This is a genomic window from Vibrio lentus (assembly GCF_002875945.1).
Classification (GTDB): Bacteria; Pseudomonadota; Gammaproteobacteria; order Enterobacterales; family Vibrionaceae; genus Vibrio; species Vibrio apostichopi.
The window spans coordinates 20,426-28,157 of the sequence record NZ_MCZK01000146.1 but is presented as its reverse complement, the minus strand read 5'-3'; the positions used below and the strand labels follow the sequence as shown (position 1 = coordinate 28,157).

The following is a 7,732-nucleotide window of genomic DNA, read 5'->3' as shown; positions in this document are numbered from 1 at the left end:
GCTTTAAGTGCGTATTATGTACGTTATGTTAAATTGATTTTGGTATTTATAAGGCAGGTATCTTTGTGTGATGCCCTGCCTTTATTCGGTGTCGATATTCTCTAATTTATACTGTGTATTTAACCATACTGGCTATTTACCATAAAATACCTAATATCCAGTGATAATAATCTTCGATTTTAACCCTGGTATTAGGTAGAGATTAACCGCCAGCGAATTTAACTTTGTAGCCTTTCTTTTCAAGGTGCGCTTTGATCTTGTCACGCGCGTCGCCCTGAATCTCGATGTTGCCATCTTTAACCGAGCCACCACAGCCGCACACTTTTTTAAGTTCTGCCGCCATTAGTTTTAATGGAGCGTCATCTAGGTCTAAGCCAGTTACGACAGAAACGCCTTTGCCTTTACGGCCTTTGGTTTCTTTTTGGATTCGAACAATACCATCGCCTTTAGGACGTTGGACTTTCTCTTCTTCAGGTGTGATACGACCTGTTTCTGTTGAATATACTAGGCTCATAATTTACTTCTTTTGTTGCTCTGCTTTTTGTTTTGCGAGTAAGTAAGCTTCTATATGACGCTGGATTGCAATCTTGCCGCCTTTAATTAAGCGACCGTTAAACATGCAATACCACGCATTAGGCTCACCGGTGTCATTCTTGATTTGGTAGCCGTTGAAGTTTTCAGTCGAGCCACCAGTTCCTCTCGACTTATTTAAGGCAGTGAATTCCTTTGGATCAATAATAGATGCGGTTTCAATCCACCAATCAATACTCTTCTTAACGGCAGCTAAATTGCCCTGAATAACATTATTTTTTAACTTCGCACGCCAAACCGTGTTAGTTGCATCCGTCGATTGCAGATGGACGCTTCGATAAATTGAATTAGCCATATCTATTGATCATCTTTTTGTTTTCACTGCATTAATCATAAGTATACTTTTAATGATATCAAGCATAATATGGCAAAAACACCTGTTAAGGTACGGTAATTTGAGAAAAAAAGTCCCTATTTTATCTGACTCTGTGATAATTAATTCATTTGTCGAAAAATTGAACAGCAATGCGTCAATTGAAATTATAGATGAGTTAACAGGATACCAATATTCTCGCAATTCACTGTTGGGAATTTACAGTGATTGGAATCGCTACCACGCGTTCTGTACTAAAAAACGCATTAACACTCTTCCTGCCTCTGTAACGGCAATTCGTCGTTTCTTAGAGACTGAATCCAATGACAGGAAATATGCATCGTTAAAACGTTACACTGCAACGCTTAGTTTATTGCACACTGTGCTCGGCTTCGCTAACCCTATCAAGCATCGACAAGTTCGCTTTACCCTACTCCACTTACAAGCTCAAATGGCCGGTGACGCTAAACAGACCAACGCCATGACTTCGGCACATCTCGCTGAATTGAACACGCTGCTTTCACATGACAAAGCTAACTTAAGAGAGATTCGCGATATCGCTATTTATAATGTGATGTTCGAGTGTGCTTTAAAGCGTTCAGAACTTAAGTCGTTATCGACCAGTGATGTAGAGAGTACCGACAGTGATTATCAGATAACGATTAAAGATTCTGTGTATCAGCTTTCACAAGTCGCAAGTGTTGCACTCGAGCGTTGGCTTGCATTTACTGGAACACAAGATGATTTACCTGTGTTTCGCGCGATAGATAAGCATGAAAACATCGGGCTTCAAACTTTGGATGATTCTTCTATCTATCGAATCTTGCGCAGAGCGAGTGACTTACTACAGCTAGCAGAAAATCATCACTTTTCCGGCAATTCCATTCGTGTTGGCGCTGCTCAAGAGTTGTCGAAACAAGGTCTTAAGGTAAGAGAGATTCAGGACTTTGGTCGTTGGCTCAGCCCGGCGATGCCAGCTCAATACGTAGGCAATGTTGATAATGCAGAGCGTGAAAAAATGAAGTTTAAGGCGATTCTTCCCTGGCAGTAACTACAAGTTGTTTAAATACCTGTTTTAGAAAATAGGCTTTAAAAACAGCTAGGTAAAAAACAATAATGCCTTGGCAGAAAGCGCAAGGCATTAGTTTGTCAGCGTCTCGTTGTTGGGTGCAGCTTTACAACGAGTGATTAGATGAACTAAGCAAGGCTCGTTCTAACGCAGTTCTCTAAGAACTGACTAAATTTAGGCCCATCATGTTCGACCATTTTAGGGAACATCGAAATCGGCGTCATACCCGGGAACGTATTCACTTCGTTCAGGTAGATCTCATTATCTTGTGTTAAGAAGAAGTCGATACGTGATAAGTGGCGAAGCTTCATTTGAGAGAAAACTTTGCGAGCGCTGTCTGCAATCAATTCACGTTGTTCGTCAGTTAGGTTACTTGCTTCTACTTCAGTTATTGAGTGGCTGTCTGCACTGTATTTCTCTTCGTAAGAATAGAATGCGCCATTCGGTGCAATCACCTCGCCCGGCTTGCTGATGTAAAGCTTACCGTCAAGTTCATACGCAGCAACTTCCAGTTCTCTTGGAACGACCGACTTCTCGACAAGTACTTGATCTGAGAAGGTAAACGCTTTGTTGATTGCTTCGCTTAGATCTTCGACTTGGTTTACTTGATAACAGCCAACAGAAGAACCTTGACGAGCCGCTTTCACAAATACTTTACCCCAATTTTCAAAGGCTTGGGTTGCTTGTGAGTGAGCTTGATCTGTGTTGTCTGATAGGAACAGGTATGGTGTGTTTGGAATGCCCAGTGCGTCATACCAAAGCTTCGACGTGATCTTGTTGAAGCTGTTGTTACTTGCTTCAGAACCACAACCTAGATACGGAATTTTCGCCAGTTCAAACAGTGACTGGATGTCACCCGTTTCACCTGGGAAGCCGTGAATGCAAGGCACAATGAAATCTACTTTTGAATCGAGTTCATCGCCACGTAAAGCTTGATTGTTGATATCGAGATAAACCAATTCACCTGAATCAAGACACCAGCCTTCGTTTTTAATCTCAACTCTTACAACGTTAAAATCTGCAACGCTATTGAGTTGTTCAAAAAGGTAATTGGCTGAAACTAAAGACACTTCATGCTCTGAAGATCCACCGCCGCAAAGTAGAAGGATGTTTGTGGTGTTCATGGGTAAATTCGGTCCTTGAAACTAGGAATACTGACTTCAATGATAAACAAAAGTCGAAATAGGTACAGTGTTTTGAACGTTAAATTTGTGTCTGAAAGAACGAGCGATTAACTATTAAACAAAACTGTTCGTCTTAAAACAAAAGAAGGAGCATTTGCTCCCTCTTTATGAATTAAAACTTAGTTCAACTTGTTAAGCGTTGGGTATTCAGAGTTTTTGATGTCATCAATGCTCTTAACGAACGGCTTCAAGTTTTGGAAAGTGGTCGGCAGAGTTGAAATCGCCTTTTTAGCTTCTAAGCGTGTCGCGTAATCACCGTAAAGGACAGTGAACCACTTAGTGCCGTTAACCATTTTGTAGTTTTCCCAAACTGGTTGAGAAGTCGTTGGTAGCATTTTCACGAAAGAATCGACTTTAGTTTGGCTGCCAACAGCAACAACTTGAACTGTGTAACCAAAACGCTGGTTCATGTCTTGCTGTTTCTTGGTTGGGCCTGTTACTACTGCAACGGGTTTAGCCCTAGTCGTTTGAGTCACTTTCTGTTCAACAGGTTGGGTCTTGATAACGTTGACGACATTCTCTTCAACAACGCCTGTTTGCTCAGATTGAGATACAACTGGAGCTTCAACTTTGGCAGTTTTGTACTCTTCTTGATAGCTATCTGAAGTTACATTAGTCACGTAGTCGTCAGATACACATGCAGCCAAGAGCATTGGCAAAGTCGCAATTGCAAATTTTTTCATGGAAAGCTCTATATCCTTAATAATAATTACTATAAATCATGCCGATACGTCGGTTTAGAATCAAGTTAACTTTGAGATTATACACCATTAGTGGGTGACCTATTTCACAAACTTTATGCAGTGTTTGCTTATTCATCTGAATTCGGTGAATTTGCCATCAACCTGTGAATCAAAAGTAAGTTACGATGAACTTACGTGCATTGCTAGGATATGTCTATGAATCATCTTGATCCCCTCCTTAAACCCCGCTCAATCGCAGTTGTTGGTGCTTCTCAAAGAGAAACCCGTGCGGGATATATCGTTATGAACAATTTGTTGCATGGGGATTTTAAAGGTGCGGTGATGCCGGTTACGCCTAAATACGATTCAGTGGCCGGTGTACTTTCTTATAAGAACATTTTGTCGTTACCTATCGTTCCAGATCTCGCGATTTTGTGTACCAACGCGACACGCAATGTCGGCATCTTTGAGGAGTTGGCCGAGAAAGGGATTGCGTCGGTGATTGTGCTCTCTTCCGACATGCATCAGCACAGCGACAACGGCGAAACGTTTGATTCAAGATGCCTAGCTATAGCCAAAAAACACAACATCCGAGTGCTTGGCCCAAATAGCTTGGGGATTATTGTTCCTTGGCTGAATTTGAACGCCTCTTTCTCTCCAGTAACGGCGCTACCCGGTAAAATCGCGTTTGTTTCTCAGTCTGCGGCTGTCTGTACCACGATTCTTGATTGGGCTAACGACAAAGAAATTGGCTTCTCTGCATTTATCTCAATAGGTAATGGCAGTGACATCGAGTTTTCAGAGCTATTGGATTACTTGAGTACCGATTCGCACACTGAAGCAATCTTGCTTTATGTCGATAGTATTAATGATGCAAGGCGCTTTATATCTGCGGCACGTGCGGCTTCGCGTAACAGGCGAATTTTGGTGTTGAAAGGCGGTCGAACGGCGAAAGGCAGAGCGGCAGCCATGGCACACACTGGCGGTGCCGACACGTTAGATATCATTTATGACTCAGCAATCCGACGTAGTGGCATGCTCCGTGTTAAGAATTTGCATGAACTGTTTGCCGCGGTAGAAACGCTGACTCACTCGGTTCCATTGCGTGGTGAACGTCTTGCTATCGTTACCAATGGCGGTGGCCCTGCAATTATGGCCGTGGATACTCTGTTTGACCGTGGTGGCAAGCTTGCTGAACTATCCGAGCAAACTCTAGATAAGTTGAGTCATGTATTACCTTCAAGTTGGTCGCATAGCAATCCTATCGACATTGTCGGTGATGCTGGTGATCAGCGTTATATAGATACGATTAACACGCTGCTTGATGGAGATGAAGCCGATGCCATTCTTATCATGCACAGTCCTTCTGCTATCGCACATTCAGCCCAAACGGCAGAGCGAATTATTGAAGCGATTAAGAAGCACCCTCGCCATAAGCGATTCAATATATTGACCAATTGGTCTGGTGAACTGACAGCAAGGCCTGCAAGAAAACTGTTCACAGAAGCGGGTATTCCAACCTATCGAACGCCAGAAAGCTCTGTGGTCGCCTTCATGCACTTAGTCGAGTACAGACGTAACCAACGTCAGCTAATGGAAACGCCAACGACGGCTGAAAAAGTTCACATTGAAGACTTGGCCGATGCGAAAAATTGGATAGAACGCCAACTACTGGATAAAGATACAGTGAGCCTTGATACCCATCAAAACAGTCAGTTTTTCAAGCACTTCAACTTAGATGTTCTGCCAACTTGGATCGCTTCAGACCCAAGTGAAGCGGTACATATTGCTGAAACGATTGGTTATCCCGTTGCGGTAAAACTCCGTTCGCCAGACATCGCGCATAAATCAGATGTACAAGGTGTAATGCTCAATCTACGAAACAGTAGTGAAGTGGCGAATGCGGCTCAAGCGATTCTCGATCGGTCTCAACTGTCGTTCCCTACCGCGCATATTCATGGGCTGTTGATTCAAGGAATGGCTAAGCTTGCAGGTGGGCAAGAGTTACGCGTGAAAGTAACAACCGATGAAACCTTTGGTCCTATCATTTTACTTGGTCAAGGGGGATCTGAGTGGGACGAATCGATTGATGCCGCAGCCGCCTTTCCACCGCTGAACATGACACTGGCTCGTTACTTGATTATTCGAGCGATAAAAAGCGGCAAGATTCGCCTGCAGAAATTACCTAACCCGATCGACATTGAAGGGCTCTCTGAGTTACTGGTTCGTATCTCTCAAATGGTGGTCGATTGCCCTGAAATACATGATTTGGATATCCATCCAGTATTGGCCAATGGTGACAAATTCACGATATTGGACGCGGATATCATTTTGAAAGCTTATGAGGGAGACCCGCAAGAAAGACTCGCGATTCGCCCATACCCAGTCGAACTGGAAGAAACAATACAGTTAAAAGATGGTACTGAGGTGCTGCTGCGCCCTATTCTTCCTGAAGATGAGCCGCTTCACGCCGACTTTATTAACCGAGTCTCTAAAGAGGATCTGTATAAGCGTTTCTTTAGTGATGTCGGCGAGTTTAATCATGAGGCATTAGCGAACTTTACTCAGATTGATTTCGATAGAGAGATTGCTTTTGTGGTCGTTCGTAAGGAACAAGGTGTGCCTGCGATCATCGGTGTTTCAAGAGCTCTGATTAACCCTGAGAACACGGATGCAGAGTTTGCGATACTGATACGCTCTGATCTGAAAGGTGTTGGTTTAGGTCGCATACTGATGACTAAGGTTATCGATTACTGTCGCGCTAAGCAGACCAAGCAGATGTCAGGAATGACGATGCCAACAAATAGAGGGATGCTGACTCTAGCTCAAAAGCTTGGTTTTAAGCTAGACATCAGTTTTGAAGATGGTACTGCTGATATGGTTCTGCCGCTATTTGAGTGACCATGTCTTTTTAAGATGTTGAATACACCAAGATTTGGCGTCGCCCATTTTGTTGCGTCGCCAAGCCATCACAATATCGATAGGTTGCGGTTCTGTTCCCGAAATCTGCTGTAGAACGCCAGATTCGATCAGTGGTTTCGCTATGACACTCGGTAAGGTACCAATCCCTAATCCCGTTGTTAACGCTTCTACTTTTGCAGGGAAGCTCGTGACCGTTAAACGTGGTTGTTTCTCTAGAATATTACGACTTAAAGCCGGTTGATCGCGAGCTGTATCCGCAATTGCGATCACCCTGTAACTTTCTCTCGCCTTTTGGTCGAATTCGCCAGAACGTTTGTGAACGTAGTGGTTTGATGCCGCAACCCATACCATTTCCATTTTACCAATCACGTCACTTTTCATGTCGTTTGGAATTGTATCGAGTTTAGGGCATACCAATAAGTCAGCACGGCCATCTGTTAGAGATTCCCAACAACCCGCTAAGATTTCTTCTTGTAAACGAACACGTGTCTTACTGATTTTTCCTAGCTCATCGACTAGCGAGAAAAAATTAGCGATCGGAATAATGCCATCAAAGGCAATGGTTAAATCCAACTCCCAGCCATTTGCAAGAATACTCGCGTCATTAACGAGTTGTTCTGTGGCGCCAAGAATAATCCTACCTTGCTCTAATATTAACTGCCCCGCTTCCGTGAAATTTGCACGGTGGCCTGAGCGGTCAAAAATCATGATATCCAAGTCTTGTTCTAACTTCTGGATTTGATAACTCAATGAAGAAGGTGCTCGGTCCATTTCATTCGCTGCAGCGGCAAAACTCCCACGACGATCGATGGCATCCAGTATATGTAGTGCTTCAAGTGTTATTGGGCTATGCATCAGTATCCAACTTTATAAATGAGAGGTTAATCACAAAAATTGAAGTATTCACCAGCTAAATGGAACGTTTAAAGCTTTTAAAATACAACGAGTTATACGGTTAAAACAGGTTTAG

General features: G+C 43.2%; 7 protein-coding genes. 2 read left to right on the top strand and 5 right to left on the bottom strand.

Translation table 11 applies throughout. The features are described from left to right. Positions 1-202: 202 nt before the first annotated feature. Positions 203-514, bottom strand: coding sequence for a stress response translation initiation inhibitor YciH (gene yciH, locus BCT49_RS17195; RefSeq protein WP_102436931.1), 312 nt, complete (start codon positions 512-514; stop codon positions 203-205). A gap of 3 nt (positions 515-517) precedes the next feature. Further along, a complete protein-coding gene (locus BCT49_RS17190; RefSeq protein WP_017108028.1) occupies positions 518-886 on the bottom strand; it encodes a DUF3319 domain-containing protein in 369 nt (122 codons plus the stop codon). A gap of 100 nt (positions 887-986) precedes the next feature. Between BCT49_RS17190 and BCT49_RS17185 the strand changes: the two genes are divergently transcribed. Next, positions 987-1,955 (top strand): tyrosine-type recombinase/integrase, encoded by a 969-nt coding sequence (locus BCT49_RS17185; RefSeq protein WP_102436929.1) that lies wholly within the window; start codon positions 987-989, stop codon positions 1,953-1,955. 146 nt (positions 1,956-2,101) lie between these two features. On the opposite strand, the gene BCT49_RS17180 is transcribed toward BCT49_RS17185, so the two are convergent. Both BCT49_RS17180 and BCT49_RS17175 read right to left on the bottom strand, forming a co-directional pair. After that, complete coding sequence (locus tag BCT49_RS17180) at positions 2,102-3,097, bottom strand: D-alanine--D-alanine ligase (protein ID WP_102436926.1); 996 nt, start codon at positions 3,095-3,097, stop codon at positions 2,102-2,104. Positions 3,098-3,276: 179 nt separating this feature from the next. Further along, positions 3,277-3,840 (bottom strand): SPOR domain-containing protein, encoded by a 564-nt coding sequence (locus tag BCT49_RS17175; RefSeq protein ID WP_102436924.1) that lies wholly within the window; start codon positions 3,838-3,840, stop codon positions 3,277-3,279. 216 nt (positions 3,841-4,056) lie between these two features. Here BCT49_RS17175 and BCT49_RS17170 point away from each other — a divergent pair, with 216 nt between their 5' ends. After that, on the top strand, positions 4,057-6,741 hold the full coding sequence (locus BCT49_RS17170) for a bifunctional acetate--CoA ligase family protein/GNAT family N-acetyltransferase (RefSeq protein ID WP_102436922.1): 2,685 nt from the start codon (positions 4,057-4,059) through the stop codon (positions 6,739-6,741). Here BCT49_RS17170 and BCT49_RS17165 read toward each other — a convergent pair. Beyond that, a complete protein-coding gene (locus BCT49_RS17165) occupies positions 6,730-7,617 on the bottom strand; it encodes a LysR family transcriptional regulator (protein ID WP_102436920.1) in 888 nt (295 codons plus the stop codon). The two genes, BCT49_RS17170 and BCT49_RS17165, sit on opposite strands and share 12 nt — an antisense overlap. Between the last annotated feature and the right edge of the window lie 115 nt (positions 7,618-7,732).

Excerpts from the sequence above, each read along its gene's own strand:
- yciH (WP_102436931.1), bottom strand. The coding sequence starts at position 514 with ATGAGCCTAGTATATTCAACAGAAACAGGTCGTATCACACCTGAAGAA.
- BCT49_RS17180 (WP_102436926.1), bottom strand. The coding sequence starts at position 3,097 with ATGAACACCACAAACATCCTTCTACTTTGCGGCGGTGGATCTTCAGAG.
- BCT49_RS17190 (WP_017108028.1), bottom strand. The coding sequence starts at position 886 with ATGGCTAATTCAATTTATCGAAGCGTCCATCTGCAATCGACGGATGCA.
- BCT49_RS17170 (WP_102436922.1), top strand. The coding sequence starts at position 4,057 with ATGAATCATCTTGATCCCCTCCTTAAACCCCGCTCAATCGCAGTTGTT.
- BCT49_RS17175 (WP_102436924.1), bottom strand. The coding sequence starts at position 3,840 with ATGAAAAAATTTGCAATTGCGACTTTGCCAATGCTCTTGGCTGCATGT.
- BCT49_RS17165 (WP_102436920.1), bottom strand. The coding sequence starts at position 7,617 with ATGCATAGCCCAATAACACTTGAAGCACTACATATACTGGATGCCATC.